Genomic DNA, 26604 nt, shown 5'->3' with positions numbered 1-26604 from the left:
GGCGGCCAGCCAGAGAGCGACTCGGACATTCTCGCCGTAGCGCGACGGTGATCCGCTAGCCGCGCGCCGTGCCACCGCCGAGCGGTGAGAAGCTTCGGCGAAGCCGCACATCTGTGCGGCCCGTGGTCCGCGAACTCGAACACGCCGACTCACGATACCCGCAGCGGTCCCGCCCTGGTGAGGAGAGACCAATCCCTCGAGTGAGCAGAAGACCCAGCTGCATGAATCGGACACTCGCATCTCACGTCGGCTTCTGATGAACGTCGACGCGGCAGCCGCGTACCCTTCACTGAGCCGCCGATGGAGCACGGATCCCCGCGCTCCATCGCCCGACGGGAAGCTCTACAGCCACTCACCAACCGGTGCTGCTGGTCGTCGATCCTCCCTCTCCGGCGGATGCCCGATGAGTTCGCGCCCGCACGCTCTGGTCCCCTGCTCGGCAGCGACGAGTCCGGAACAGCCTCGCCCTCTGGACCTGACACCGTCGTTCGAGCAACCTGTGGAGGAATCTGGGGAAACTGGCGCTCATCGTCACCAACTTCCGCACAATTCCGGGGTGGGAACGTCTGTTCGACTGTGAGTAGATCTGTGGATTACTCGCACAGCAACTTCACACACTCACCGAAATGGCCGCAGTACGAGCCGCCATCAAGATCGAATGACGGACGCGCAAGCCTGGCAAACCTGGGCCAAAACGTGTCCCATCGCATAGAGTAGAACGTGCTGGATTCGCGCGCGTAAGGAGTGTGTTTCACGTGAAACAGTCCCCCAACGCGGACATGACAGACGGCTTCGGAGACGACACTCCGCTCGCGCGTGAGCTTGCGGATCTGAGCGCTCGCCGCCGCCGCCTGGAGCAGTCCGAGGTCTCGTTCTCGGGACGGACGCGAATCATGACGGTGTCCAACCAGAAGGGTGGCGTCGGTAAGACGACCACCACGGTGAACATCGCCGCTGCCATCGCTGCGGTGGGCGGGCGCGTGCTGGTCATCGACTTGGACCCCCAGGGCAACGCGTCGACCGCGCTGGGTATCCCTCACAGCGCTGACACCGCATCGATCTACGACGTTCTGATCGACGACTTCCCCCTGGCTGACGTGGTGCAGGTGAGCCCCGAATCGCCGAACCTGCTGTGTGCGCCGAGCACGATTCACCTCGCCGGCGCAGAAATCGAGCTGGTCTCCCAGGTGGCACGAGAGCATCGGCTCCGTACCGCGCTGACCACATTCGTCGAGTCCTCCGAACAGCCGATCGACTTCGTCATCATTGACTGCCCCCCATCGCTCGGTCTCCTGACGATCAACGCGTTCACCGCGGCAACCGAGGTCTTCATCCCGATCCAGTGCGAGTACTACGCGCTCGAGGGCCTGAGCCAGCTGCTCGGAAGCGTCCAGATGATCCAGAAGCACCTGAATCCTGTGCTTCACGTCTCGACAATCCTGCTGACCATGTACGACGGCCGAACCAGGCTCGCGCAGCAGGTAGCGGATGAGGTACGTTCTCACTTTACCGATCAAGTTCTCGACACGGTCATTCCGCGTTCGGTTCGCGTATCGGAAGCCCCCAGCTTCGGCCAGACGGTGGTCGCCTACGACCCTCAGTCGGCCGGAGCCATCGCATACCGCGAAGCCGCTGTCGAGATCGTTCAGCGGAGCGCGTCAGAAACGAAAGAAGGGACGCGCTGATGGCGAAGCGTACTGGTCTGGGACGAGGAATCGGGGCACTCATCCCCACGAGTGAGCCCAACGAGTCACGCCCCGTCGATGTCTTCTTCCCTGACAACAACGCCTCGAACAAGGCCGCAGAGGCCGCGCAGGAGGAAGCGTCAGCACCAGCGAAGCCCGCCGCCAAGAAGCCCGCTGCGCGCAAGACCGCGGCCAAGGCCCCGAAGGCAACGGAGAAGCCCGCGCCGGCCGACGAGGACCTCGTGCCCGTGCCGGGTCTCACGCTGATCCAGGTGGATCCGCACTCCATCGTTCCGAACCCGCGCCAGCCGCGCACGGTCTTCGACGCCGAGGATCTCGCCGAGTTGGTGCACTCCGTGCGCGAGTTCGGCGTGCTGCAGCCGGTGGTCGTGCGCACTGCGCCGGGCGGAAGCGGCTATGAGCTCATTATGGGTGAGCGCCGTACACGCGCCGCACGTGAGGCGGGACTCGCCACCATCCCGGCGATCGTCCGCGAGACCGACGACGTCGACCTGCTGCGCGACGCCCTGTTGGAGAACCTCCACCGCTCGGAGCTGAACCCGCTGGAAGAGGCTTCGGCCTACCAGCAGCTCCTCGACGACTTCGGGATCACGCACGAAGAGCTCGCCACTCGCATCGGCCGCTCGCGTCCGCAGGTGTCCAACACTCTGCGCCTCCTGAAGCTCCCCGTGGCCGTTCAGCAGCGCGTCGCCGCAGGCGTGCTCTCCGCCGGGCATGCCCGCGCCATCCTGTCGCTCGACTCCCCCGAGGCGATGTCGCGCCTCGCAGACAAGATCGTGAACGAGGATCTCTCCGTGCGTGCGGCCGAATCCGCCGCGAAGACGATCGGGGGGTCCACAGGACGCGCCACCAAGCCGCAGGCAGGCGCTCGTCGCGCCTTCCTCGACGATGTCGCGACCCGCCTGGGTGACCGCCTCAACACTCGGGTCAAGATCGCCCTGGGTGCACGCAAGGGGCAGGTCAGCATCGAGTTCGCGAGCATTCAGGACCTGAATCGCATTCTCGGCGAGCTCGGGGAAGACGAGTTCGGCGCCGCGAAGTAACTGGATAAACCCCAGTTCAGGGTGGCTAAATTTCCCCAGCGTCCACCTGTGGGGTGATGTGGCGTGGGGTTTCCGCGGCTCTCATCGCGCGCGTCTGTCGCGCCCGCGTGTCTTCCCGTTGAGCGTGCTGTGCCCGTCTATCACCGAGTCGTTCGGGTCTGCGACCCCGTTCACGTTATTGCGTTCGAACGGCACGGTGTGCATCAGCGGGAGGCGTGGCGCCGTCGCACCTGTGCGCGGAGAGCACGTCGTCGCATGCGCCACCGTCGCTGCGGATTCCGCCACTCTCGGATCTGACTTGGGACATACAACCGGTTACGGCCGGCACCCGTGACGCGATGAGAGAGCACTGCCAGCGCAATGGAACCGCCATCGGCGCACCGGAGCTCCTTCACTGCATCCGGCGGACGCGCCCGTGCGCCGCTGATGTGGCCGTGTACAGCTCGGGGTGGCGACACACGACGGTGTTAGCCGCGTCCAGCGGACGCAAGCCCCGTGGTGGATATCGACACTCGTGGCGACCGGGCACCGGAGCCCGCGGACGGATGCTCATGCACGCAGGCGAATGCGGTGACCGCATGAACATGCGGCCGATCCACGAGAGATACGCCGTATGCTTCAGAGATTCGCGGCACCTTCATGTGTTGACGCGTCACCAGAAGACCGGCGCGAACGATCCGGCGGCGCCAGAGTGCGTCTCAGGACCCACGGGGGCTCTCAGACGGTCGCTGCACTGAATGACGCCTTCACGACGCCACTCGACAAGGAACGGGGCTCCACGGCGCGCTCACGCGTCGCCAGCTGTGCACCTCGCACCAACACCGGCCCGTCGTCCACCCATGCTTGCCGTCCACCGCTTCGCATCAGCGGATCGTCGACAACACGAAGCGCCGGCACCCGGTCCCGTCCCCCGTCCGCCGCTCGCCCATCGCGAACGTGGGCACCCGTCGGGCCCGATGTCGGCACCGGGACGTAGTCTGGAATGGATGACTTCCGAGTACGAACCCCGCCGACGCGCCAGCCTGGAGCTGCTGCGCGCTGAGGCGATCGACGAACTGAGTGTGCTCATCGCCGAACGCATCCGCAACGGCGAGGATCCCTGGGACTTCATGGAGGAGCTCCCCAGCGTCGATGAACTCGTTGTCTACACGCTGCGTGCGGAGAACATCCAGGCCAACGACGGGGTCCGGCCGAACCAGGCACGTCACTACCGCGTGCTGCGGCAGATCTCTCTCGACTACCCGGCCCTCACACCCGCGGTGTGGAAGCTGCTGGGCGAAGCGAACACACACCGACGGTGGGATCCGACGGTGCGCGTCGACGCTGGATGATCGTCGCGAACAGCGGGTGAGGCCGCGAGGACAGGGCGTACGAGGCTCGTATGGCCTTCCGTCGCGACCATCCCTCCAATTCGCGCGCGTGGGACGGCGGACATCGATCGAGGGCGACTACGGACCCGCTCAGCCTGCCGGTTCAGAGAGTTCCGCCTGTCCGCCAGACTCATCCGCGCCGAATGCGCCGCCCGATACGTCGCGCATTGAAAGACAGATCCCGCCCCCTGGGCACGCCAAAAGGCCCCGGGCGAACCCGAGGCCTTTGTGCGTGCGATTACGCCAGGTACGGAGCGAGGTCGGCCTCGAGAGCCGGCTTGCCCTTGGCGCCGATGATGGTGGTCTCCACCTGACCGGCGTTGAACACCTTCATCGCGGGGATGGAGGTGATCTGGTACTTCATGGCCAGGTCGGGGTTCTCATCCACGTTCAGCTTGAGGATGGTGATCTTGCCCTCGTTCTCGGCAGCGATCTGGTCGAGGATGGGCGAAACCATGCGACACGGACCGCACCACTCGGCCCAGAAGTCCACGAGCACGGGACCCTCGGCCTTGATGACGTCCGCATCCCACGTCTGCGAGCTAGTCGCCTGAGCGGTCATATCGGAATCTCCTTGATCTGGGGCTGACGCTACGAGAGCCCGATGGATAGAACCGGGAACGATGGTGAATCATTCCCGGCGGGCATCACGCGACGGTGACGAGGTCCTCCGCGCCTGCCTCGCGTGCAGCGAGGTAGTGCTCCACGTCCAGGGCAGCCACCGTACCGCTCGCGGCCGCAGTGACAGCCTGGCGGTAGAACGGGTCCACCACGTCACCCGCGGCGAACACACCCGGGATGGAGGTGCGCGAGGTACGACCCTGCACCGCGATGGTGCCCTCGGCCGTGAGGTCCAGTTTGGAGTGGACCAGGTGCGTGCGCGGGTCGTTGCCGATCGCGACGAACAGTCCCTCGAGCGGAAGCTCGGAGATCGTGCCGTCGACCGTGTTGCGCAGCGTCACCGCGGTCACCGCGGACTCACCGTGGATGTCGGCGACCTCGGAGTTCCAGATGAACTCGATCTTGGGGTTGTCGATGGCGCGCTGCTGCATGATCTTCGAAGCACGCAGCGAGTCGCGGCGCACGATCACGTAGACCTTGTCGGCGAAGCGGGTGAGGAACGTGGCTTCTTCCATGGCGGAGTCGCCGCCACCGACCACCGCGATGGTCTTCTCACGGAAGAAGAAGCCGTCGCAGGTGGCGCACCAGGAGACGCCGTAGCCGCTGAGGCGATCCTCGGACTCCAGCCCCAGGCGGCGGTACGCGGAACCGGTGGCGTAGATGATCGTCTCCGCCTCCTCCTCGCGTCCGCTGCCGAGCACGACCTTCTTCACGTCACCGGAGAGGTCGAGGTCCTCGACGTCGTCGTACACGACCTCGGCTCCGAACTTCTCGGCCTGCTTCTGCATGAGGTCCATGAGCTCGGGACCCATGATGCCTTCCGGGAAGCCGGGGAAGTTCTCGACCTCGGTGGTCTTCATCAGCTCGCCGCCCGCCTCCACGGAGCTCGCGATGACGAGAGGCTCCAGACCCGCGCGAGCCGTGTAGATGGCCGCCGTGTATCCGGCAGGGCCCGACCCGATGATGATGACTTTCCGCACTGTTCCTCCAGAGTTCGTCATGCTCAACCAATCGTACGCGCGGCGCATTCCCGCCGGCTGTGCGTGTTCAGCGTCCGAGCATCCGCTTGGCCGTGTCGATGGCCACCTGCAGCTCCGGAGCACGCAGCAGACGCAGCACGATCACGTAGACGATGGCCGCCACAAGGCCGATGATGGCCAGTCCGGGAATCGCCATGAGCTTGCCGACGAGGGTGGGTTCGTTCGACACCATCCAACTGTGGGATCCGCCCAGCAGCTCGTAGGTGACCCAACCGACCGCGGCGGCGGCGATGCCGGCCACGATGAAGCGCGCGTAGGCGGTGAGCCAGCTGCGCGAGTGCAGGGATCCGATCCGACGACGCAGCAGCAGGATAGCGACGACCGTCTGCACGATGGTCGCGAAGGTCTGACCCGCGGCGATTCCCACGCCGAGCTGGTCCTCGGGCAGCAGCCAATAGGCCGCGAACGCGGTGGCGATGACGATCGACTGCTGCAGCACGGTGAAGTAGAACGGCGTCCGGGTGTCGCCGTAGACGTAGAACGTGCGCTGCACGATGAAGAGGATCGCGACCGGGATGAGGTTGGCGAGATACGCCCACAGCACCGGGGCCACCTGCAGCGCGGAATCCGCGTCCGAGGTGAACAGGCGGCTCGCAGGAACGGCGGCCACCGCGAGGGCGGCCGTGGCGAGAACGATGAACACTCCCAGCGTCCGAATCGAGGAGTCGATGTCCTTGACCAACTCGTCTTTTCGCCCCTCGGCAGCATGCTCGCTGATGCGGGTGAAGTAGGGCGTTCCGATCGAGAGCACGATGATCGAATAGGGGAGGATGTAGACCAGGAACGCGTTGTTCATGCTGAACTGCGCGGGTGAATCGCCCGACGCGTTCGAGACGAGTTGCGACTGTATCGCGCCGGCGATCTGGGCGATGATCACCATCGCGAATGTCCACCCGCCAAGGCGAGCGATCTCGCTGAGTCCGACCCCGCGCCACTGGAAATCCGGTCGGAGCTTCAGACCTGCGCGGCGCCAGAACAGCAGGAGCACCAGGAACTGCGCGATAATTCCGCCGGTGGTCACAATGCCGATGAAGGCGATCCGATCCGGTGTCCAGTCGGCCATGGCGGTCATCGGGGTGTGGAACATCGTCATGAAGACGACGAGTCCGGCGATGGAGAACACGTTGTTCACGACGGGGGCCCACGTGTACGGCCCGTACACATTGCGAGCGTTGAAGGTCTCCCCCACCAGCGCGAACAGGCCGTAGAAGAGCACCTGCGGGATGCACCAGTAGGCGAACGCCGTGGCCAGAGCCACCTGTGCCGCTCCGCCCTTGAAGGCCCCGGCGTAGATGAGCACCAGCAGCGGCGCCGCGATCGTCGCGATGATTGTCACGACCGTCAATACCACGGTGGAGAGCGTGAACAGCTTCGAGACGAAGGCGTTTCCGCCGTCCTCATGCTGGCGGGACTTCACGATCTGCGGCACGAAGACCGCGGTGAGCACACCCGCGGAGATGATGTTGAAGATCGTGCTGGGAAGACCGTTGGCCACCGCGAACGCGTCGCCGACGAAGAACTCGCCGAGCACCTGCACGAGGAGCACCGTGCGGACCAGACCCAGCACGCGCGAGGCCATGGTTCCGGCGGCGATCATCGCGCTGCTGCGTCCGAGACTAGCCACGAGGCTCCTTTTCTGCGGAGTCGACCGCGTCATTCTTCGCCGCGGAGCCAGCACGGTAGGCGGCGCGTGCCTCGCGCCGGTTGGGCTCGGACGTCACTCCGTTGGCGGCGTCGGCTCGGCGCCGGCGGATGGTGCGCCACGTGCCGAGACTGAAGAGGACCACCACGATGGTTCCGAGAATCACGAGCCCGATGGTCTCCCAGTCGGCACGCACGCGGATCTCGGCGTACTGCACACTCCCGATCGGCACACCCGTGGGCGACGCCGCGCTCAACGCGAGCTTCACGTCACCGTTGCTGATGCCGGCGGTGACCGGCACCGAGAAGCTGGTGTTGCTGCGCGCCGCCGCCTCGACGACGGTGGTCTCCTGCACCCCCAGCCGGAGATCGTTCGGCGTGGCCGTCACGACGACAGTCACGGGAAGGTCGAGATCGTTGCGGATCTTCATCGGGATGTTGGATCCCGAACTCACCAGCGTCACCGTCTCGGGTCGCACGATGCTCACCGCGCCGATGATCTCGTCCCGCGTTCGCGTGCGCTGAGCAGTGACGAGGGCGTCCCAATCGTCACGCGAGAGCTCGCTCACGGACAGGAGTTGGAGGATCCGGGCGCGCTCGCGGCCGATCAGCACTGCCGGATCGGCCAGCACCGACGAGAACGCGGTCACTCGCTCCTCATCGCCGAGCAGGTTCCGCAGCGCGTCGGCACGATCGGCGGAGGAATCCGTGGGGGATGCTGAGGTCAGCGCGGCAGCCACGGGAGGTGAGGACAGCAGCTGGGACATCGGCTGCCCGGTGATCAGGGTGCCGGACGAGACCGCGCCGAGTGTGGCGCGGAGGGCCTCCGGCTGCGCGGCGGTACCGCGGTCGACCACCACGACGACGGGGGCGCCCGACTGCTCGGCATCCAGGCGAAGGAGTGCTGTCGCGGTTGCCAGCAAGGTGCCGCGAGCCGTGGCATCGGGCTCCTCCGCGGCCGCGCGGAGCACCTCCGCCAGGGCAGCGTCATAGCCGAGAATCGCGGAGTCGCCGACGGCCTGCCGACCCGCTGTCGACGCTAGCTGGTCGCTGGACACCAGCATCGGACTGCCCGCAGCCAGCGGAAGGACGGCATCCGTGACGGATCCCGGCGCGGGCCAGATCAGCTCGCCGAGTGTGTCGCCGAGATCGGTGAGCTGTTCCAGGGTAGGCAGCACTGGCGTGTCCGACGGCGCCTGCGTCGTCGGTGTGGGAGTCGGTGCATCCGCGGCGTTCGCCGTGACTGATGTGGTGGGCGTCGGGGTGGGGGAATCAGAAGGTCGAGGCCCCGTACCGGGCAGACCCACTGCGGCCTCCCGGAAGTTGTCGGGAGTGAGGTACGCATCCAGTGACAGCGGGGCGAGGAGCTGGGGAAGCCCGGCATCGGCCTGGACCTGCGGATCGGCGTCGGCGAACGGAAGCATGAAGCGTTCGTTCTTCAACGCCAGCACCTCGGCGAGCCAAGTCACCGCGGACGGCGGCGCGGCCGACCCGAGCGCGCGTATGGCTGCGGGGATCGCCGGATCGATCGCCAGCACAACGCTGGGTTCGACGGCAGCCTCCAGAGCAGCAGTGAGCGCCCCGGTCGGGCTCGTCAGCTCGGCGAGGCGCTCCGCCGACAGCAGTCCGCTGCCGGCGGCCGAGGCGGTGATCGGAAGCACCGTCGTGGTGGTGATCGGTGCCGCGTCGGCGGCGACCACCGTGATCACGGCTCGCTGCGTGAAAGACTGCGTGCCCGCCGAGTAGTGCACCTGCACGGCGTAGACCCCGGGAACCAGGGCCACGACGACCGGATCGGTCACGGTCGTTGTGATGGTGGCGGACCCGACGCTTCCTGCATCGATCGCGGGCATCGCCGTGCTGGCCACCGGAACGGTGTCTGCGGTGCGCGTGCCGCTCATCCAGCCGAGCACGGTGGCACGGTCGCCGAGCGGCTGGCGACCGAGCGAGAGGGAGACGGTGCCGGCGGGAAGGGACTCCTGCCCCGGGTTGGTGACATCCGCCGTCACGCGCAGCGACTGGCCCGGGCGGAGAACACCGTTCGCCGAGGGCGACACCGAGAGTTCGGGCTCGGCGGGGGTGGCCGACGGTGACGGTGTGGCCGCGGCATGCGCCGGGGCGGAGACCGCACCGCCGAGCACCGCGAGCAGGAAGGCCATGACGACGAAGGCCGCGGCACCCGCGTGGCGCAGGCGACGGCTGCGCGCGATCCGGGACGCCCGGACATCGAGGCTGTTGGCAGTCATTGTGTCGTCGGGAGCCGGGCGGACGCCCGCGAACCCGTGTCGATTCTAGGTCGTGCCACCTGACAGTTCCGATCCGCTCGCACCGTGTCCCGCACCGTCTCGGACCGCGAAACCCGCAGGGTCCGACGTTCGCGCTTGAATAGGGAGGTGAACGTGCATCCCGATCCCGAGCTCGTCGCGCTCCTCGCGCACGACCTGCGTGCCGCCGACTACACCTCGGAGCGCATCCGCGCCGCGTGGGGCGGGAGCGCGGATGACGCCTACGGGCGCGGGATCCGCGTCGCGGCGCTCCGGGCTCTGGGCGATCGCACCGATCCGCTCGCGACCCTGGCGCGGCTGTTCGTGCTGGGTGTTCCGCAGCCGCTCTCGGCCGTCGTCGCAGCGCTTCCCTCGGTGGGAACAGACGGCTTGCAGGCGCTCGGAATCGCCGCCGTCGATGGTGACCAGGTGCGCGCACGCTCTCTCCTGCGTCCGCAGTCCTACGTCGACGAGTCGGGAATGGGCGAATGGCTCATCGCGAGTGATCTGGACGAGGTCGCGCTCGGCGGACCGCTGCCGGATGACCACGTCCTCGGCGTGGGAGGGGCATCGCTGACCCTGGCGGGCCTCCAACTGCCGCTCCCGACGGGACGTGTGCTGGATCTCGGAACCGGATGCGGCATCCAGGCTCTGCGCGCCCGTCGCTACGCCGAGAGTGCAGTCGGCACCGATATTTCGCCATCCGCGCTGTCCTACGCGCGATTCAACGCGCTTCTCAACAACGTGTCCGATATCGACCTGCGAGAGGGCAGTCTCTTCGAACCCGTCGCCGGTGAACGCTTCGACCGGATCGTGTCGAACCCACCCTTCGTCATCACTCCGCGCCGCGACGATGTCCCCGCCTTCGACTATCGCGACGGTGGAATGCAGGGCGACGATCTCGTCGCAGCGGTGTTCGCCGGCGTCGGTGAGCACCTGGTGGACGGCGGTATCGCTCAGTTCCTCGGCAACTGGGAGTACCGCTGGGGATCGGACGGCCTCGATCGTGTCCGCGAGTGGGTGGCGTCGTCGCCGATCCCGCTCGATGCCTGGGTGATCGAACGCGAGCAGCTGGATCCCGTCGAGTACGCGTCCCTGTGGATCCGCGACGGCGGCACGGTGGCGGGTTCGGCCGGCCACGAAGCGCTGCTCAACGCCTGGCTGGACGACTTCGCACACCGTCGCGTCACGCGCGTCGGGTTCGGGTACGTGCTCCTGCGTCGCGCGATCGGGGAACCCACCCTGCGCCGCTTCGAACGTGTCGACACCCCGATCCCCGCCGAAGGGTCCCTCGGCGCGCACCTCGCCGCGATGCTGGCTGCACACGATCGGCTGGCGCAGCTCGACGACGACGCGCTCGCGGCCCTTCCGCTCGTGACGGCGCCCGACGTGTCCGAGGTCCGTCATCACCTCCCCGGCCACGAGGATCCCACCGTCATCGAGCTGCGTCAGGGCACCGGCTTCGGGCGCGCACTGTCGGTCGATCCGGCGGTCGCGGGGCTCGTCGGCGCGTGCGATGGCGAGCTGGCCGTGGGTGCGCTCATCGCCGCGATCGCGCAGCTCCTCGACGTGGATGCCGCCGAGCTTCGCGCCGACGTGCTGCCGCGGGTCCGCGAACTGGTGATCACCGGCTTCTTGCGCTTCCCAAGTGAGGACGAGGCGTGAGCGTCGATTCCCTGCTGCGGATGCTGCCGGAACACGCGGCACGCATCTGCACCGACATCACCGCGTTCGATGAGGCCATGGCGGTGGGCGAGACCGCACGCTTCCGTGACCCGGCGCGCTGGGAGGATCTCGAGGTCGACCCACGGTGGGCGGTGATCGGCGGAAACGACCACGGTGACACCTGGCTTCTCGGTGCGGACGGCGGCGTCTGGCTCTTCGACAGCAATCACGGACTGCAGTCGGCGCATCTGTTCGAGGCGCTGCGCATCGACATCACGGAGTGGCTGGTCCTGGCGCACGCGCTGCGGACCTTCGAGCGCATTGCGGAACCCTCCGATGACGACGTCATGCGACTCGACATGATGTTGGAGTCCATCTCCCCCGGTCTCGGCGATCGCTACCCCTACCCGTTGCCCTTCGCGTGAGATTGATCGTCAACAGGACGGATCGCGTGCAAGACTCGGGCACCGGGTGACATAAGCAGGGTGTGGAGCGCGCCGACATCGCCGAGAGCACCCCGACCGAGGGGGCGTCGATGCGCGAGCAGGAGCCGATCGCGCTGACTCCGCGCGATGGGGCGTGGTTCGAGGCCATCGTGCGCGAGCACGCGTCGTCGCTCGTGCGGTACTTCGCTCGCCGCGGGCCGCGTCAAGACGCCGAGGACCTTGCTGCCGACGTCTTCATGATCGCGTGGCGTCGTCGTTCGGACATTCCCGCCGAGGCCGTGCTGCCCTGGCTCTATCGCACGGCGGGATTCACGCTCGCGAATCATCGGCGCAAGCACGTCGATCTGACGGTCGATGCTCTGCCCGAGCGAGGCACCACACCGATTGCGGAGGATCCTGAACTCAGCCTTCTGTTCGACGCGGAGCTGCGCGGAGCGCTGGCCAGCGTGAGTGAACGAGACCGGCACATCCTGCTGCTGCACGCGTGGGAGGGTCTGGACGGGGAGGAACTGGCGGCGGTGCTGGGCATCAGCCGGTCCGGAGCGGACGCGGCACTGTCCCGTGCGCGCAAGCGTCTGCGCGAGGCGTGGGGCGATCGCACCACGTTTTGAGCGGGGCCGTGCAAGTCTCGGCGTTCTGACGACATATTCCGTGATGACTGCCCCGCGACGAGAGGCGAAGAGATGAACGACGAGACAGCCCGCGACGACGAGGCGATCGCGCGGCTGCGCGCCGCGGATCCGGCGACGGGTGTGGAGCCGGCAGACGGGTTCGTGGAGCGGGTCGTCGCCGACGCGACGGCCGAGGATGAGATGCCTGTCACCGACCTCGCCACGGAACGTGCGAAGCGTCGGCCGCGCTGGCTCACGATCGCCGCCGTCGCCGCGTCCATGCTGGTGATCGGCGGTGCCGGTGGATACGGGATCGCGGCGCTCGGGTCCGACCGTGGTGGCACAACGGCGGCTGCCCCTCCGACCTCATCAGGGGGATCGAACGTGGCGGAGGGATCGAACGTGGCCGATCCATCTGGAACGGTGACGGAGCAGGGACCCCTCGTGGATCCTGCCACTGGCTCCACGGCGGACTCGGTGATGCCGGGTTGGGGGCGAAACCACTTCACCTCCTCGGGGCTGGAGCTGTCGACCCAGGCGACCACCGCCGCCGGGTACGCATTTGACCCTGCTGCCGCATCGAACGTCGACACGATCCGCGCGCTGGCTCAGGCGCTGGGCGTCGACGGCGAGCCCGAGCTGCGGGGCGGAGCATGGCGCGTCGGCTCCGAGGACGGAACGGGCCGGTTTCTGTCGGTGAGTCTCGACGGCACCCTGAGCTTCTGGTACTGGGACCCGGCAATCTCACCCTGGGCTTGTCCCAGCGATGGCGCGGAGTGCACGCCGGTCGGTGACATCCCGAGCGAAGAGGCCGCGATCGACGCCCTTCGCTCGATCATGGCCGCCGCTGGCCAAGACGTGAACGGCTTCGACTACGACTCGGTGACCTGGGAGGGCGCGACAAGTCGCACGGCGCAGGCGTGGCGGCTTGTGGATGGTCAACGCGCCGATTCGGTATGGTCCCTGGAGCTGTCGGCAGCCGGCATCTCCTCGGTCTCCGGAGGGCTTGCGCCTCTCGTGAGCCTCGGCGACTATCCCGTGGTCAGTGCCGCGGAGGCATTCGAGCGGCTCTCCGATCCCCGCTTCGGCGCCCAGTTGATCGGTCCGTTCTATGTCACCAACGCGTCGGAGATCGAAAGCTGGACCCCGCCGACCGCGCCGCCGACGACGCCAGCCGCCGGTTCATCGATCGTGTGGCCCGTCACTGACGTGCACATCGTGGATGCGCGTCTCGGCCTCGCGACCCAGATGCAGCCCGACGGCAGCACGGTCCTCATGCCGGCGTACGAGTTCACCGCCAGCGACGGCGGGGCCTGGTCGGTGATCGCGGTGGCCGACGAGGCACTGGCCTTCTCCGCCGAGTGACGCCGCCCCGTAGGCTGTCGCGATGACGACGCGACCGGGGTGGGAGACGCTGCCGAACGAAGTTCAGGACGCCGTGGCAGAGCGGCTCGGATCGCCAGCCGTGTTGTGGGAGACCCAGCGCGGCGGATTCTCCCCTGGCCTCGCGGAGCGCTTGGTGCTTGCCGATGGGCGCCGCCTCTTCGTCAAGATCGTCGACACCGTGAAGCAGCCGTCGACGGCAACCCTGCACCGACGTGAGGCCGAGGTTCTGCGCACTCTCCCCTCCTCGCTTCCGATCGCCGCACTGGTGGATGCATTCGATGCCGACAACCACTACGTACTCGTGCTGGAAGACATCGATGGGCATCATCCCGCTGTTGCCGACACGGGCGCGGTTCTCGACGCGTTGACGGCGTTGGCTCGGAGTTCCGGCCCGCCCGGACTGCCCCGTGCTCGTGCCGAGTTTGTGGCTGATCACGGTGCCTGGGAGCGTCTGAGGTCCGTGCCGCCGACAGTTTCGGACATCCACGATGCGGTCATCACCGCCGCCGGATCGCTGCTGGAAGCCGTCGACGGCGAATCGCTGACGCACTTCGACGCTCGTGCGGACAACATGCTGATCGACGCATATGGATCCGTCCGCATCGTCGACTGGCCCTGGGCCGTTGCCGGCGCGCCGTGGATCGATCCCCTGATGTACCTCGTGGACGTGCTGGTGCGCGACCCCGCCGCCCCGGCTGAGGCATGGCTCGCCCATGACGCCTTCGCTGGGGCGTCTGACCAGCACATCGACGCGATCCTCGCCGGAATCGCCGGATCCTGGTATGAGTGCGCGGAGCAGCCATCGCCTCCGGGGATGCCCACGTTGCGCGAGTTCCAGCGCCGCGAGGCGGATGCGGCGGTTCTGCTGCTGCGCCGTCGCTGGTCCGCCCGTAGGCTGTCGCGATGACGACGATCGAGGACGTGTGGCCGTTGTTCGGCCTGGAGTTGCGGACGCCTCGGCTGCTGCTGCGACCGGCGCGAGACGAGGACATCCCGGCCATCGTGGACGCGGCGCTGGCGGGAGTTCACGATCCCGCGGTGATGCCGTTCTCCGTACCCTGGACCGATCAATCCCCCGACGTGATGGGACCGGCGATCGCTCGGTATCACTGGAGCATGCGTGCTGCCATTCACCCGCAGTCCTGGACCGTTCTGTTCGCGATCATCCACGAGGGGGTCGTCATCGGGGTTCAGGACCTCGGCGGACATCAGTTCCCGCAGTTGCGCGAGGTCTCCACCGGATCCTGGCTCACGCAGTCGGTGCACGGCCGCGGGCTCGGAAAAGAGATGCGTCAGGCGGTGCTGTGCTTCGCGTTCGATCACCTCGGCGCGCGGGAGGCCACATCGGGAGCTGCGGAATGGAACGCCTCCTCCCTTGGAGTATCCCGCGCCCTGGGATATACCGATGACGGCATACAGCGCGCTGTGACCCGTCCCGACACCGTGGACACGATGGTCCGGCTCCGCCTGAGCAAGGAGGACTTCGTCCGTCCCGAGTGGGAACTCGCGGTGAGCGGGGTCGGTCCGGTGCGCACGTTCCTGGGGCTGAATGAGCCCACATGAACGCGGGAGACTAGCCCCGGTAGGCTGGAAATCATGCTGAACATGGCTGAAGGAGTCGCGCGCCTGGGCGCCATCGCAGCGAATCCGGTGGTGGCCACCGTCGCGCAGGCGTTCGCCGCCGCCGGTCACGACCTGTCCCTGGTGGGTGGGCCGGTACGCGACGCGCTGCTCGGCCGTCCGGTGCACGACCTCGACTTCACCACCGACGCGAGCCCCGACGAGATCCTCGCCATCGTGAAGCCCATCTCCACCACGCACTGGGACATCGGGCGCGCTTTCGGCACGATCGGTGCGCGCGTGCAGGGCGAAAACGTCGAGATCACCACCTACCGCGCCGACGAGTACGACGGCGTCACGCGCAAGCCGGTGGTGGCGTTCGGCGACTCCCTCGAAGCCGATCTCACCCGTCGCGATTTCACCGTGAACGCCATGGCTCTGCGCGTTCCGCAGGCGCAGCTCGTCGATCCGACCGGTGGCATCGAAGACCTCGTGGCCGGGGTGCTGCGCACCCCGATCGACCCCGCCATCAGCTTCGGCGACGACCCCCTGCGGATGCTGCGTGCCGCACGGTTCTCCTCGCAGTTGGAGTTCGAGGTCGCGCCCGAGACGATCGCCGCCATCGCCACGCTGCGCGGAACGCTCGGCATCGTGTCCCCTGAGCGCATCCAGTCCGAGCTGGTGCGCCTGCTGCAGACCGACGACCCGTCCCGCGGTCTGCGTCTGCTGGTGGACACGGGTCTCATCGAGGAGTTCCTCCCGGAGATCTCCGAACTGCGTCTGGAGACGGACGAGCACCACCACCACAAAGACGTCTACGAGCACTCGCTGACCGTGCTCGCCCAGGCGATCCAGCTGGAGAAGACCCGCTTCCCGGACGCGGAACCCGACGTCGCGCTTCGTCTGGCGGCACTGCTGCACGACATCGGCAAGCCGCGCACCCGCAAGCTGGAGCCGGGCGGCGTGGTGAGCTTCCACCACCACGATGTCGTGGGTGCTCGCATGGCGCGCAAGCGACTGCAGGCCCTGCGCTTCGACAACGACACGATCGCGTCCGTCACCCAGCTGATCGAACAGCACTTGCGCTTCTTCGGCTACGCCGAGGGCACGTGGACGGACTCCGCCGTGCGTCGCTACGTGCGTGATGCTGGTGACGAGCTGGCCCGACTGCACATTCTGACGCGCGCCGACGTCACCACGCGGAACAGGCGTAAGGCCGCGCGACTGGCCGGGGCATACGACGACATCGAGCGCCGCATCGACGAACTCGCAGCGCAGGAAGAGCTGGACTCGCTGCGTCCGGCCCTGGACGGCAACCGCATCCAGGAGGTGCTCGGCATTCGCCCGGGTCGCGAGGTGGGTGAGGCCTACCGCTTCCTCATGGACATCCGCCTCGACGAGGGCGTGATCTCCGAGGCGGATGCGGAAGATCGACTGCGCTCCTGGTGGGCGGACCGCTCCGGCTGAAGCCCGTTCTCGTCTCGTCGGTTCGTGTGACGAGCACGTACACGGTTCGTTCCGATTCAGGGCGTACGGTGGAACGTTGCACACGCACACACAACCCGGGGAGGTCCGATGAGTATCCGCAATGATCAGCCGCGAGTGAACCGTCTGGATCCGCATCGCCTCATCCCGGCGCGCAGACCCGTCCCGCCTGCGCCTCCGGCGGGCAGCCGTGGCAGTCGCACCGTGCACCTGTTCCGCGACGGGACGCGCATTCCCGGCGACGAGTCGGCGACCCTTGCCGAGGCCGTCGCCTACGCCGACGGGGAGTCGAACCACCTCGCCGTGATCGGCTACGACCTGCCCACGACGGAGCAGATCGCGGAGTTGGCCGAACAGTTCGATCTGCACCCGATCCTCGTGGAGGACCTCGAGAACGCCGGTCAGCGCCCGAAGGTGGAACGCTACGGCGACGTCCTCTTCGTGGTGGTCCGCTCGGCCCTGTACCGGGACTGGACGGAGGAGGTGGAGTTCGCGGAGTTCCACCTGATCGTCCGTGGCAACACCGTGGCGGTGATCTGTCAGGACCGCGAGAAGGAGCAGAAGTGGGACCTCGAGCAGTTCGGGGGCGACCCGGAGCTGCTCGCACTGGGATCCGAGGCTGTGGTCTACACCGTGCTCGACACGATCGTGGACGGCTACGCCTCGGCCCTGGACGGTCTGGACGTGGACAAGGAGCAGATCGAGCGCCAGGTGTTCACCGGAGAGCGCTCGGTCACCGAACGTATCTACCGCCTCAGCCGCGAGGTCATCGACCTCCAGCACGCCGCGAGCCCGATGGGTCTCGTGCTGGTGCGCCTGCGCGCAGGATTCGGCAAGTACCGCGTGGCGGAGGAGCTCCAGACGCACCTGCAGGATGTGGGCGACCACCTCTCGCGCGCCACCACCCGCACCACCGATCTGCGCGACGCCCTCAACCAGATCCTCAGCGTGAACTCGACCCTGGTGACGCAGCGCCAGAACGAGGACATGAAGAAGATCTCCGGCTGGGCCGCCATCCTGTTCGCGCCCACCCTCATCGGGGCGATCTACGGCATGAACTTCGACGATATGCCCGAACTGCACTGGCAGTTCGGCTATCCGCTGGCGGTGGGAGCGATGCTCCTGCTCGGCGTGGTGCTCTGGATGGTGTTCCGCCGTAAAGACTGGATGTAGGCCTCCCGACGGCGATGCGAGGTGGCGTAGCGTGAAGTCATGACCCACACCACGCAGAGCCCGCTTCGCATCGCCGTCACCGGAGCCGCCGGACAGATCGGCTACAGCCTGCTGTTCCGCATCGCCAGCGGAGCCATCGTCGGTGATCGTCCGGTGGAACTGCGCCTGCTGGAGATCGAGCCGGCCCTCCCCGCCCTGGAGGGTGTGGTCATGGAGCTGCAGGATGGAGCGTTCCCCGGGCTGGCCGGCGTGGAGATCGGCTCGAACCCGGAGAAGGTGTTCGACGGCGTCAACCTCGCCCTCCTCGTCGGCGCGCGTCCGCGCGGTCCCGGAATGGAGCGCGGCGATCTGCTGGCGGCCAACGGTGCCATCTTCAGCGCCCAGGGCGCAGCTCTGAACGCGGTGGCGGCGGATGACCTGCGGGTCATCGTGACAGGCAACCCCGCCAACACGAACGCACTGATCGCGTCGACGCACGCTCCCGACGTTCCCGCGTCGCGGTTCAGCGCCCTCACCCGTCTCGACCACAATCGCGCTCTCGCGCAGCTCGCTCAGCACACGCACCGACCGGTGTCTGCGATTCAGCGCATGAGCATCTGGGGCAACCACTCGGCCACCCAGTTCCCCGATATCTCGGCAGCCACGATCGACGGCGCACCGGCGGTGGACTACGTGGATCGGGCGTGGGTGGAGGAGTTCTTCATCCCGACCGTGGCACAGCGGGGTGCGGCGATCATCGCGGCGCGGGGCCTGTCGTCTGCGGCCTCGGCCGCCTCGGCGACGGTGGATGCGGCGCGCGACCTGCTCGCCGGCACGCCACGCCACGACTGGACGTCGATGGCCGTGGCATCGGACGGCTCGTACGGTGTTCCCGAGGGTCTGTTCTCCTCGTTCCCGGTGACCACCGCCGATGGTGACTGGAGCATCGTCTCGGATCTCGCAGTCGACGACTTCGCCCGCTCCCGCATCGATGCCTCGGTCGCTGAGCTGCTCTCCGAGCGCGACGCGGTGAAAGAGCTCGGCCTGATCTGATCCATATTCCGTGTGCGGAATGTGGGTCAGCGGGAGTCGGCAATGAAGATCGGGATGAAGATCGCGGCGTAGACCGCGGCGAGCGATCCCAGGACGATGCCGCCGATCGCCAGCTGGCGCTTGATGTGGTCGGCGCGGGAGAGGTCGCGCAGGCGCGCTCCGGCTGCGGCCACATCGGGCTTCGGGCGCGCGAGGGCCCGCGGCGTTCCGCGAGGTGCGACGCGACGCTTGGAGTCGTCACGCCACTGATCCCACTGCTCCAGCTTCTCCTCCACCGCGGCGATCAGGTCGAGGGTGCCGGTCCACTGCGCGATCTTCGCGCCGCGCAGACGTCCCTCCTTCCCCGACACGATGAGCCAGTTGTCGATGATCTCCACGGTGCAACCGCGTGCGTGGTCGATGAACAGCGCCATGATGTCCGGCGTGAACAGGTACAGGGCGTCGCGCTCGTAGCCGGGCGGGCAGTACAGCCGGAAGTACTTGTCGAAGTCACCCTCAAGGCTGAGGAACTGGTCCGGATCAACGCCGTTCAGCGGGGCGACCGCGTTCCCGATCCGCGGACCCGTCGGGAGGGCTTGCAACACGATGTTGGGCAGCTTCTGGGGCAGTGCGAGGGCCAGGTAGTCCTGGCGGACCAGCGCGGTCGACTTGCCGGAGTCCACCTTCGTCTGGAAAACGCCGAGCTCGATCCGCGGCGCTCGCCGCAGCCGCACCAGGTCGAGGACCTTGCGTTCGGTGCCGAACTTCATCGAGCGCGCGGGCGGGACGGCGAGGGTCTCGATCGCGAAGTCCCAGCCGTTCTCCCGCGCCAGCAGCACCGTGCGGGCGCGGCGGATCAGACGCTGACGCTCCTCGTACTGCTGGAGGATTCCCAAGGCGATAGCCGCCACGAGGATCGGGATGATCCAGCGCAGCGAGCCGATCGGACTATGCCAGACGTTCATCGCAATGGCGATGCTTCCCGCGATCGCGCTGAGCACGATCACCGCGCCGATGATCCACGCCACCGTCGTCAGCACGCCGAGCTGAATTCGTGACCCGAGCGGAAGCTTCAGGCTGCTGCGTCCTGTCGGCTGCGGCGTCGGAGCGGGCGTCGCCGCATCGATGATCTCGCGCGCCTCACGGTGCGAGAGCGGGCGGGTGAGCGCAGTCGTCGTCATCCCCACACGCATCGCCATGGGTCTACCGTACCGAGGAGCCGCGTCGGTGCGCGCACGCCACCGTTTGGCGTTTTCCCGCAGGAGCTTGGCACCATTCACCCGTCGGAGCACGCGCGCCATCGTTAGCGTGATTCCATGCGCATCACCGACTTTCCCGTGCCGGACACCGCCGCTGCACGCGGCGCGCGCGAGCTCATCGCGCAGTATCACTCCCCGGCCCTCATCAACCACGTGGTGCGGTCCTGGCTGTGGGCCGAGGCGTTCGCCGTGATCGAGGATCGGGCCGGTATCGACCACGAGCTGCTCTATGCCGCGGCGCTGCTGCACGATATCGGTCTGGTTCCGGCTTTCGACAACCACGTCCTCGGCTACGAGGAGGCCGGAGGACACGTGGGTGAGGCGATGGCCGCGGGTGCCGGATGGCCCCGAGAACGACGGCAGCGCATCAACGAGGTCATCGTGCGGCACAACTGGCCCGAGGTCGATCCGGCGCTCGACGTCGAGGGGTACCTGCTGGAGATCGCCACCGGCCTCGACATCGGCGGTCGGCGCGATACCGATATCCCGCTCGAGTTCCGGCAGGAGGTGCTTGCGATCTATCCGCGTCTCGCCCTCGCCGATGAGTTCGGTGCGGGGGTGCGCGATCAGTCCGAGCGCAAGCCGCACAGCCACGCCCGTCGACTTTTCGACGGCGGAGTGACGGACAGACTCGCGAGCAACCCTCTCGAACGGCTCTGATCAGCGCCTGCCCGGAGACATGCGAGCGAGGCTGGCTTACACTGGCGCCACACCGCAACGTCGCCCCAGGATCTCTCATGTCATCGAGCTGGTCGCCGCAGCGTGATGTCTCCCCGCAGACGTCACGTCTGATGGTCGAGCGCGCGCACGAGGAGTTCGTCACGGGTAACGCCGATGATCGTCGCCTCGCTGATGTCCGTCAGTTGGTGCGGGAGTCGTGGCGACGCAGCCGAGACGGTGCCGTCGCCGCCGAAGCTCTGCCACCCGTGGCCTTGACCGGGTCGGCTCTGGAGGAGTATCGCCAAGCGCATCCGCTGGCCGGCGTCCGCGACATGATCCGTTCGCTGCTCCTGCCCGGGGTGGCAGAGGAAGCCGGTGTGGTCGTGGCTGTGGGTGACGCGGCGGGTCGGCTGCTGTGGGTCGAGGGCGACCGCCAGGTGCGCACCCGCACCGGAGAGATGGGCTTCGTGGCCGGCGCGGACTGGTCGGAATCGGCCGTCGGGACCTCCGCCCCCGGTACCGCCCTCACGCTCGGTACGGGCGTGCAGATCCTGGGGGCCGAGCACTTCAACCGGTTCGTGCAGCCGTGGTCCTGCACGGCAGCCCCCGTCCGCGACCCCGAGACCGGGCTCATCGTCGGCGTGATCGACGTGACGGGCGGGACCGAAGTGATCACTCCGCAGGCGCAGCTCCTCGTGGATGCCGCCGCCCGCGCCGTGGAGGGCGAACTGCTGATCACCCGCATGCGCGCCCGCGAGACCACCCCGCGACGGGCGCCGGCGGCTCGGCCGCAGCGGGCGACGCTGCGCGTCCTGGGTCAGGAGCGGGCTCACCTCGACGTGGATGACGGTCGGGAGCTCACCCGTCACACCGTGTCGGGTCGCCATGCCGAGATCCTCCTGCTTCTCAGCCTGCACCGGCAGGGCCTCACCGCCGAACGTCTCACCGAGCTCGTCTACGGGCCCGATGCGGCGGTCGACACCCTGCGCCCGGAGATGGTGCGGCTGCGCAAGGCGCTCGCGCGCTCGGCACCGTTCATCGGCGTGGAGTCGCGGCCCTACCGGCTCACCGCGGAGCTCGACACCGACGCGCACCGCGTGCTGTCGCTGCTGGATCGCGGGGCGCACCGGGTCGCGTTGGCCTCCTTTGCGGGCGACGTGCTCATCGACTCGGTCGCTCCCGGGGTCGAGGAGTTCCGCGACATGGTGCGCACCACGCTGCGCGGCGCCCTCATCGCGGAGGCGAGCGCCGACGTTCTGCTCGCGTATGCGGACACCGCGGCGGGCGAGGAGGACGAGGAAGTGCTGCGGCTGGCACTGGAGCTCCTCCCACCCCGCTCGCCGAAACGCGCGGGCCTGGTGACCCGCATCGAACGTCTCGAGCACTGACCGCAACCTGTTGCAACGTCCCCGCGCCTAACGTCTCTGCCACGGCGGGATACCGCTGCTGGATCGGTCAAAGGAGACACCATGACACTCGTCGACGAGGACGTCACCACCGCGTACGCTGCACCCGGACAGCCCGGAGCCGTCGCCAACTACCGCTCGCGCTACGGCCACTACATCGGCGGAGCGTGGGTCGAGCCCGCCCGCGGTCAGTACTTCGAGAACATCTCCCCCGTGAACGGAAAGCCCTTCTGCGAGGTGGGTCGCGGCACCGCGGAGGACATCGACCGCGCGGTCGAGGCGGCCTGGTTCGCCTTCAGCAGCTGGCGACGCACCAGCGTGGCAGAACGAGCGCTCATCCTGAACCGCATCGCGGATCGCATGGAGGCGCACCTGGAGGAGATCGCCGTTGCGGAGACGTGGGAGAACGGCAAGCCGGTGCGGGAGACGCTGGCGGCAGACATTCCGCTCGCGATCGATCACTTCCGTTACTTCGCGGGGGCGCTGCGTGCCCAGGAGGGCGGCATTAGCGAGATCGACGGCGACACCATCGCGTACCACTTCGCCGAGCCGCTGGGAGTGGTCGGTCAGATCATCCCGTGGAACTTCCCCATCCTCATGGCCGTGTGGAAGCTCGCCCCCGCGCTCGCGGCCGGCAACTGCGTCGTGCTGAAGCCCGCGGAGCAGACGCCGGCGTCGATCCTGTATCTGTTCGACCTCATCGGTGACCTGCTTCCCGCCGGTGTGGTGAACATCGTCAACGGCTTCGGCATCGAGGCGGGAGCGCCGCTGGCCCAGCACAAGCGGATCCGCAAGATCGCGTTCACGGGCGAGACCACCACGGGCCGACTCATCATGCAGTACGCGTCGCAGAACCTCATCCCGGTGACGCTGGAGCTTGGAGGCAAGAGCCCGAACCTCTTCTTCGAGGACGTGGCTCGCGACACGTCGGACGCGTACTACGACAAGGCGCTCGAGGGCTTCACGCTCTTCGCACTGAACCAGGGTGAGGTGTGCACGTGCCCCTCGCGGGCTCTGATCCAGCGCTCGATCTACGACGGCTTCCTCGCCGACGGCCTGGAGCGCGTGGGCAAGGTGATCCAGGGCAACCCGCTGGACCCGCGCACGATGATCGGTGCGCAGGCGTCCAACGACCAGCTGGAGAAGATCCTGTCCTACATCGAGATCGGCAAGGCGGGCGGGGCGAAGCTGCTCACCGGCGGCGAGCGGGTCGACCTCGGCGGCGACCTCTCCGAGGGCTACTACGTCGCCCCCACGGTGTTCGAGGGCACCAACGACATGCGCATCTTCCAGGAGGAGATCTTCGGACCGGTGCTGTCGGTCACCTCCTTCACCGACTTCGACGACGCCATCTCCATCGCCAACGACACCCTGTACGGCCTGGGTGCCGGGGTCTGGAGTCGGTCGGGTGACACCGCGTATCGCGCCGGTCGGGCGATCGAGGCCGGACGAGTCTGGACGAACACCTACCACCAGTACCCCGCGCACGCGGCGTTCGGTGGGTACAAGCAGTCCGGAATCGGCCGGGAGAACCACCTCCGGATGCTGGATCACTACCAGCAGACGAAGAACCTCCTGGTGTCATATGCCGAAGGAAGCATGGGCTTCTTCTGATCGGTATGGAGCACCCGTCCGGCGTCGGGCGGGTGCTCCGCTGTCGAAAGGTGACGAGATGACGGATGAGCCGACACGCGTCGCGGTCACCGCGGAGGCCGCGAACCTGCTGCGCACGCTTGCCGCCCAGCACGGACCGCTGATGTTCCATCAGTCCGGCGGCTGCTGCGACGGCAGCGCACCGATGTGCTACCCGGTGGGCATGTTCATCACGGGGCTCGGCGATGTGCATCTCGCCACGCTGGACGTCCCCGGGATCGATCCGATCGACGTGTTCATGTCGGTGAGCCAGTTCGAGTACTGGAAGTACACGCACCTGACCATCGATGTCGTGTCGGGGCGCGGTGCCGGGTTCAGTGTGGAGGGCCCGAGCGGGATGCGGTTCATCGTGCGCTCACGGATGCTCACCACACCGGAGCTGGAGCACTTCGACCTGATTCCCCGGGGGTAGGGCTCACACCACCGCGAGGTGCTCCATCGCAGCGTGCGTGACGGGCCCGTCGTGGACGTCCTTCCACGCGGCGGCCAGACGCTGCATGCCGTCGGCGGTGGTCTCGGGATCGAGCGTGATCGGCAGACGCATGTAGCCGTTGAGCACCCCGGATGCCGAGAAGCGTGGCCCCGGCGGCAGGCGCAACCCGTGGTCATGCGCTGCGAGTGAGAGCGCGGTCGAGTCGAATCCGCGCAGACCGATCCACACCGCGAGACCCCCGTAGGTCTCCGGCATCCTGAGCCCGATCGCCTCCAGGCCGGCTCGCACAGCGGTGCGGCCCGCGGCCAGTCGGGAACGCACGTGCTCCTGCAGCGCCGGTACGTCGTCCAGCAGCTCGACGGCGATGCACTGCTCCAGGGGAGCTGTGCCGAGATCGATGGTGGGACGCACCGCGAGGATCCGACTCACCACCGCTCGTGACGCGCGGATCCAGCCGATCCGCAGTCCTCCCCACGCGATCTTCGACAGCGAGCCGAGGGTGATCACATCGCCGTAGGCCGCGAAGGGCCGGGGCGTGAACGGGCGATCGATGTCGAGATCGGCGCACGTCTCGTCGACGATGAGCATCGTCCCGGCGCTGCGTGCCGTGGCCACCACGACGGAGCGGTCTGCGTCGGGCATGTTCGCGCCCGTGGGGTTGTGGAAGTCGGGGATCAGATACGCCAGGTGCGGGTGCAGATCGAGCAGGGTGGTGGTCAGATGACCCACGTCCCACCCGGCCGCCGTGACCGGGGTGGTGACCAGCCGATGCCCGGCGCGACGGATGGCATCCATCGCGTGCGGGAAGGTGGGCTCCTCGACCACAGCCATGCGGCCCGGTCGGGAGAATGCCGCGAGCACCAGTGCCAGGGCGTGCATCGCTCCAGAGGTGATGATGATCTCGTCGGCATCCGTGGGAACGCCGCGGTCGCGGTACCGAGCGGCGATCATCTCGCGCAGCTCATCGAGACCCTCCAGCGTGTAGCCGGTACCGCCGCGCTGGGCGGCGAGGCGCGGCAGGGCGCGGATCGTGGCCTCGTGCAGGCCGGGAGCTGAGCCCGTGGAGGCGATCGAGAAGTCGATCGAGGCGCTCCCGGGAAGCGTCGGACGCCCCGAGGAGGAATGCGGCAGCGCGATGTGCGTGCCGCCGCCGTGGGTCCGCACAACGTAGCCGGCAGCCTCGAGCCGTCCATAGGCCGCCGTGATCGTGGCGCGCGAACGACCGAGCTCCTGCGCCAGCATCCGCTCGCTGGGCAGCCGCTCCCCCACGGTCAGACGGCCGTCCAGAATCAGGGCTCGTACGCGCTCCGCAAGCGACGCCGCGACCGCACGGTCGGGTTGCCAGGTGCCGAGGAGGAGAACGAGTCGGGAGGTCATGAACCCACTGTGCCACGATGTGGCCTGCCCGTCACAGGCCACTTATCGACGAGTGGACTGGGAACAACAGGCCGCATGAGGAGCACCATGGCACCTATGGCTCTCCGCTCACCCCTGCTTCCCATCACCGCCACGTCGCCGCGCGATCTGGTGGAGCGCATTGTGCAGCTGCTGGTCGGGCTGTTCGTCTACGGCATCAGCCTGGCGATGATGATCCGCGGCGGCATCGGGCTCTCGCCCTGGGACGTGCTCTCGGTGGGCACCACCCTCCACCTGCCGATCGACTACGGGACCGCCACGCTGGTCATCTCGTTCGTGGTGCTGGTGCTGTGGATTCCGCTGCGCCAGAAGATGGGGCTGGGAACCCTGCTGAACGCCCTCCTGGTGGGACCGTCGGCGAACGTCGGCCTCTGGCTCATTCCCGAGATGCCGAACGTGGTGGCCGGTGCCGCACTGTTCCTCGCGGGACTGGTGGTGCTGTCGATCGCCACGGGCGTGTACATCGCCGCGGACTTCGGCCCCGGTCCGCGTGATGGGCTGATGACCGGGCTCGTGCGCGTGACGAAGTGGAAGGTGTGGATCGTCCGCACCATCATCGAGGGCAGCGTGCTGCTGGTCGGCTGGCTGCTTGGCGGTCCGGTGGGTGTCGGAACCGTGATCTTCGCGTTCGGAGTGGGACCGCTGATCGGGATGTTCCTGCCGCGCATCACCGCATGGCGTGCCCGCCGCTCCGCACGTCTGGCCCCCGCGCTGACGTCCTAGGGCATGTCTGACAAATAGTTAGGTGGTTCGCC

General features: G+C 67.6%; 23 protein-coding genes. 17 read left to right on the top strand and 6 right to left on the bottom strand.

Annotation, left to right across the window (positions count from 1 at the left end; translation table 11 throughout):
* The first annotated feature begins 779 nt into the window (after nucleotides 1–779).
* From ABTV68_RS20755 to ABTV68_RS20745, 3 genes are all read left to right on the top strand, one after another.
* Nucleotides 780–1685, top strand: a complete 906-nt coding sequence (locus ABTV68_RS20755; protein ID WP_433677661.1) for a ParA family protein — start codon at nucleotides 780–782, stop codon at nucleotides 1683–1685.
* Entirely contained in the window at nucleotides 1685–2749 is a 1065-nt protein-coding gene (locus ABTV68_RS20750; protein WP_433675554.1) for a ParB/RepB/Spo0J family partition protein, read from the top strand. Before ABTV68_RS20755 ends, ABTV68_RS20750 begins: the two co-directional genes overlap by 1 nt.
* 986 nt (nucleotides 2750–3735) lie before the next feature.
* A complete protein-coding gene (locus tag ABTV68_RS20745; RefSeq protein ID WP_433675553.1) occupies nucleotides 3736–4080 on the top strand; it encodes a tryptophan synthase subunit alpha in 345 nt (114 codons plus the stop codon).
* A 277-nt stretch (nucleotides 4081–4357) separates the two neighbouring features.
* On the opposite strand, the gene trxA is transcribed toward ABTV68_RS20745, so the two are convergent.
* The 4 genes from trxA to ABTV68_RS20725 form a co-directional block, all read right to left on the bottom strand.
* The gene (gene trxA / locus ABTV68_RS20740) at nucleotides 4358–4681 is read right to left on the bottom strand and encodes a thioredoxin (protein WP_404920339.1); all 324 of its coding nucleotides are present in this window, start codon (nucleotides 4679–4681) and stop codon (nucleotides 4358–4360) included.
* A gap of 85 nt (nucleotides 4682–4766) precedes the next feature.
* Nucleotides 4767–5720, bottom strand: coding sequence for a thioredoxin-disulfide reductase (gene trxB, locus ABTV68_RS20735; protein ID WP_433677660.1), 954 nt, complete (start codon nucleotides 5718–5720; stop codon nucleotides 4767–4769).
* Nucleotides 5721–5787: 67 nt separating this feature from the next.
* Nucleotides 5788–7404, bottom strand: a complete 1617-nt coding sequence (gene murJ / locus ABTV68_RS20730; protein ID WP_433675552.1) for a murein biosynthesis integral membrane protein MurJ — start codon at nucleotides 7402–7404, stop codon at nucleotides 5788–5790.
* A complete protein-coding gene (locus ABTV68_RS20725) occupies nucleotides 7397–9667 on the bottom strand; it encodes a DUF6049 family protein (protein ID WP_433675551.1) in 2271 nt (756 codons plus the stop codon). Before ABTV68_RS20725 ends, murJ begins: the two co-directional genes overlap by 8 nt.
* 147 nt (nucleotides 9668–9814) lie before the next feature.
* Between ABTV68_RS20725 and ABTV68_RS20720 the strand changes: the two genes are divergently transcribed.
* The 9 genes from ABTV68_RS20720 (at nucleotide 9815) to ABTV68_RS20680 (ending at nucleotide 19043) form a co-directional block, all read left to right on the top strand.
* Nucleotides 9815–11350 carry a DUF7059 domain-containing protein gene (locus tag ABTV68_RS20720; protein WP_433675550.1) on the top strand — a complete coding sequence of 512 codons (1536 nt, stop codon included), beginning with the start codon at nucleotides 9815–9817 and terminating at the stop codon, nucleotides 11348–11350.
* On the top strand, nucleotides 11347–11775 hold the full coding sequence (locus ABTV68_RS20715; protein ID WP_433675549.1) for an SMI1/KNR4 family protein: 429 nt from the start codon (nucleotides 11347–11349) through the stop codon (nucleotides 11773–11775). Before ABTV68_RS20720 ends, ABTV68_RS20715 begins: the two co-directional genes overlap by 4 nt.
* A gap of 62 nt (nucleotides 11776–11837) precedes the next feature.
* Nucleotides 11838–12407 (top strand): RNA polymerase sigma factor, encoded by a 570-nt coding sequence (locus tag ABTV68_RS20710; protein WP_433675548.1) that lies wholly within the window; start codon nucleotides 11838–11840, stop codon nucleotides 12405–12407.
* A 72-nt stretch (nucleotides 12408–12479) separates the two neighbouring features.
* Complete coding sequence (locus ABTV68_RS20705) at nucleotides 12480–13772, top strand: hypothetical protein (protein ID WP_433675547.1); 1293 nt, start codon at nucleotides 12480–12482, stop codon at nucleotides 13770–13772.
* Between the two features lie 22 nt (nucleotides 13773–13794).
* The gene (locus tag ABTV68_RS20700; protein WP_433675546.1) at nucleotides 13795–14700 is read left to right on the top strand and encodes a phosphotransferase; all 906 of its coding nucleotides are present in this window, start codon (nucleotides 13795–13797) and stop codon (nucleotides 14698–14700) included.
* Nucleotides 14697–15356, top strand: coding sequence for a GNAT family N-acetyltransferase (locus tag ABTV68_RS20695; RefSeq protein ID WP_433675545.1), 660 nt, complete (start codon nucleotides 14697–14699; stop codon nucleotides 15354–15356). The genes ABTV68_RS20700 and ABTV68_RS20695 overlap by 4 nt, the downstream gene beginning before the upstream one ends.
* A gap of 33 nt (nucleotides 15357–15389) precedes the next feature.
* Nucleotides 15390–16820: a CCA tRNA nucleotidyltransferase gene (locus ABTV68_RS20690; protein ID WP_433675544.1), complete on the top strand. Its 1431-nt coding sequence runs from the start codon at nucleotides 15390–15392 to the stop codon at nucleotides 16818–16820.
* A gap of 108 nt (nucleotides 16821–16928) precedes the next feature.
* Nucleotides 16929–18011: a magnesium and cobalt transport protein CorA gene (locus ABTV68_RS20685; protein ID WP_433675543.1), complete on the top strand. Its 1083-nt coding sequence runs from the start codon at nucleotides 16929–16931 to the stop codon at nucleotides 18009–18011.
* Nucleotides 18012–18050: 39 nt separating this feature from the next.
* Nucleotides 18051–19043: a malate dehydrogenase gene (locus ABTV68_RS20680; protein ID WP_433675542.1), complete on the top strand. Its 993-nt coding sequence runs from the start codon at nucleotides 18051–18053 to the stop codon at nucleotides 19041–19043.
* Nucleotides 19044–19069: 26 nt separating this feature from the next.
* Here ABTV68_RS20680 and ABTV68_RS20675 read toward each other — a convergent pair whose 3' ends face one another.
* Nucleotides 19070–20221, bottom strand: a complete 1152-nt coding sequence (locus tag ABTV68_RS20675) for a hypothetical protein (protein WP_433675541.1) — start codon at nucleotides 20219–20221, stop codon at nucleotides 19070–19072.
* Nucleotides 20222–20338: 117 nt separating this feature from the next.
* Between ABTV68_RS20675 and ABTV68_RS20670 the strand changes: the two genes are divergently transcribed.
* The 4 genes from ABTV68_RS20670 to ABTV68_RS20655 all read left to right on the top strand — a co-directional run bounded on the left by ABTV68_RS20670 (nucleotide 20339) and on the right by ABTV68_RS20655 (nucleotide 24412).
* A complete protein-coding gene (locus ABTV68_RS20670) occupies nucleotides 20339–20941 on the top strand; it encodes an HD domain-containing protein (protein WP_433675540.1) in 603 nt (200 codons plus the stop codon).
* Between the two features lie 77 nt (nucleotides 20942–21018).
* Nucleotides 21019–22329, top strand: a complete 1311-nt coding sequence (locus ABTV68_RS20665; RefSeq protein ID WP_433675539.1) for a GAF domain-containing protein — start codon at nucleotides 21019–21021, stop codon at nucleotides 22327–22329.
* 81 nt (nucleotides 22330–22410) lie between these two features.
* Complete coding sequence (gene exaC, locus ABTV68_RS20660) at nucleotides 22411–23961, top strand: acetaldehyde dehydrogenase ExaC (protein ID WP_433675538.1); 1551 nt, start codon at nucleotides 22411–22413, stop codon at nucleotides 23959–23961.
* A gap of 58 nt (nucleotides 23962–24019) precedes the next feature.
* Complete coding sequence (locus tag ABTV68_RS20655) at nucleotides 24020–24412, top strand: DUF779 domain-containing protein (RefSeq protein ID WP_433675537.1); 393 nt, start codon at nucleotides 24020–24022, stop codon at nucleotides 24410–24412.
* Nucleotides 24413–24415: 3 nt separating this feature from the next.
* Here the strand turns inward: ABTV68_RS20655 and ABTV68_RS20650 are convergent, their stop codons facing one another.
* Entirely contained in the window at nucleotides 24416–25810 is a 1395-nt protein-coding gene (locus tag ABTV68_RS20650) for a PLP-dependent aminotransferase family protein (RefSeq protein ID WP_433675536.1), read from the bottom strand.
* 96 nt (nucleotides 25811–25906) lie between these two features.
* Here ABTV68_RS20650 and ABTV68_RS20645 point away from each other — a divergent pair, with 96 nt between their 5' ends.
* A complete protein-coding gene (locus ABTV68_RS20645; RefSeq protein WP_433675534.1) occupies nucleotides 25907–26572 on the top strand; it encodes a YczE/YyaS/YitT family protein in 666 nt (221 codons plus the stop codon).
* Nucleotides 26573–26604 lie beyond the last annotated feature (32 nt).

Source organism: Microbacterium gorillae (assembly GCF_050990725.1).
Classification (GTDB): Bacteria; Actinomycetota; Actinomycetes; order Actinomycetales; family Microbacteriaceae; genus Microbacterium; species Microbacterium gorillae_A.
The sequence above is the reverse complement of the archived record's forward strand: the minus strand, read 5'-3'. Positions and strand labels throughout refer to the sequence as shown.